Raw genomic sequence first — 1,571 nt, forward strand, 5'->3', positions numbered from 1 at the left:
CCCCCATCCGCTGGCCCGCCGAGGCCATCTGGGAAGCCGTGGCCCCCGTGCTGCCGGGCTTCACCGTGGAGGTGCTGCCGAGCGTCGACTCCACCAACACCGAACTCATGCGCCGCGCCCGCGCGGGCCTGGCCGAGCCCACCCTGCTCGTGGCCGAACTGCAGACCGCCGGCCGCGGGCGGCTGGGCCGGCCCTGGCGTGGCGCGGTGGGCGATGCGCTCATGTTCTCGCTGGGCATGCCGCTGGCGCCGGCCGACTGGTCGGGCCTGTCGCTCGCCGTGGGGGTGAGCGTGGCCGAGAGCCTGCAGCCCACGCCGCTGGCAGGTGCCGCGCGCATCGGCCTCAAATGGCCCAACGATCTGTGGCTGGACGGCGATCGCAAGCTGGCCGGCATCCTCGTGGAGACGGCGAGCCTCGTCGCGCCCGGCTGGGAAGCGCATGCCGCCCCCGCCACGCGCTACGTGGTGGCCGGCATCGGCATCAACGTGCAGCCGCCGCAGGCGGACGGCATGAACACCCCGCCCGGCAGCCTGCAGGACGTGGAGCCCGGCCTGGATGCGCCCACGGCGCTGCAGCGCATCGCCGCGCCGCTGGTCGCCATGCTGCAATCGTTCGAGGCCTATGGCTTCGCGCCGGTGCAGGCCCGGTTCCACCAGCGCGACGTGCTGAGCGGCCGCGCGGTGACGCTGAGCGATGGCACCACGGGCACGGCCCATGGCGTGGGCGAGGATGGCGCGCTGCTGGTGCACACCGCGCAGGGCATGCAGGCCGTGACCAGCTCCGAGATCAGCGTGCGGCCCGCCGGCCCGTCGGCGCCGCGCTGACCGAGAAAGGCCCACCCATGCTGCGCGCCGCCGTCCTGGTTCTGCTGCTGGCCAATGCCGGCTACTACGCGTGGGCGCAGGGGCTGCTGCGCTCGTGGGGCTGGGCGCCGCCCGAGCAGTCCGAGCCCCAGCGCCTGGAGCAGCAGATCCAGCCCGAGAACCTGCGCCTGGGCCGCGCCAACGGAACGGGCACCACCCCCAACGGCAACGGCAACGCAAACGCGAACGGGGGCGAAGCGCCTGCGGCCCCCGCCACCCCGCCCGCTCCCGCCTCCACTCCCGCACCCAGCACCAGCGAGGCCGCGCCCGCATCGGCCCCACCCGTGGCCGCCGCCGAGCCCGCGCCCTGCCTGCAGGCGGGCACGTTCGAGAAGGGGCAGCTCGATGCGTTGCGCACCGCCACGGCCGGTCTGCCGCCGGGCAGCTGGACGCTGGAGCCGATCTCGCTCACCGGCCGCTGGATGGTCTACATGGGCCGCTTCGCCGACGAGGACACGCTGGAGAAGAAGCGCGCCGAACTGCGCGCCCGCAAGGTGCCATACGACCGGCCGGGCGCGGCGCTGGAGCCGGGCCTGTCGCTGGGCCGCTTTTCCACGGAAGAGGCCGCCGAGCGGGCCCTGGCCACGCTGGGCACGCAGGGCGTGCGCACCGCCCGCGTGGTGCAGGAACGCACCGATGCCACGGGCTACGTGCTGCGCCTGCCGGCCGCCACCGCGGCCCTGCGCACCCAGGCGGAGGGGCAGTTGC

2 protein-coding genes are annotated in these 1,571 nt (G+C 75.2%); both read left to right on the top strand.

All coding sequences use genetic code 11. The annotated features are described in order from the left end of the window. On the top strand, window positions 1-824 hold an 824-nt coding region (locus tag AC27IO_RS24045), incomplete at its 5' end, for a biotin--[acetyl-CoA-carboxylase] ligase (protein ID WP_498741183.1). Between the two features lie 17 nt (window positions 825-841). Beyond that, on the top strand, window positions 842-1,571 hold a 730-nt coding region (locus AC27IO_RS24050; protein WP_498741185.1), incomplete at its 3' end, for an SPOR domain-containing protein.

The organism is Acidovorax sp. KNOB132, from assembly GCF_057541515.1.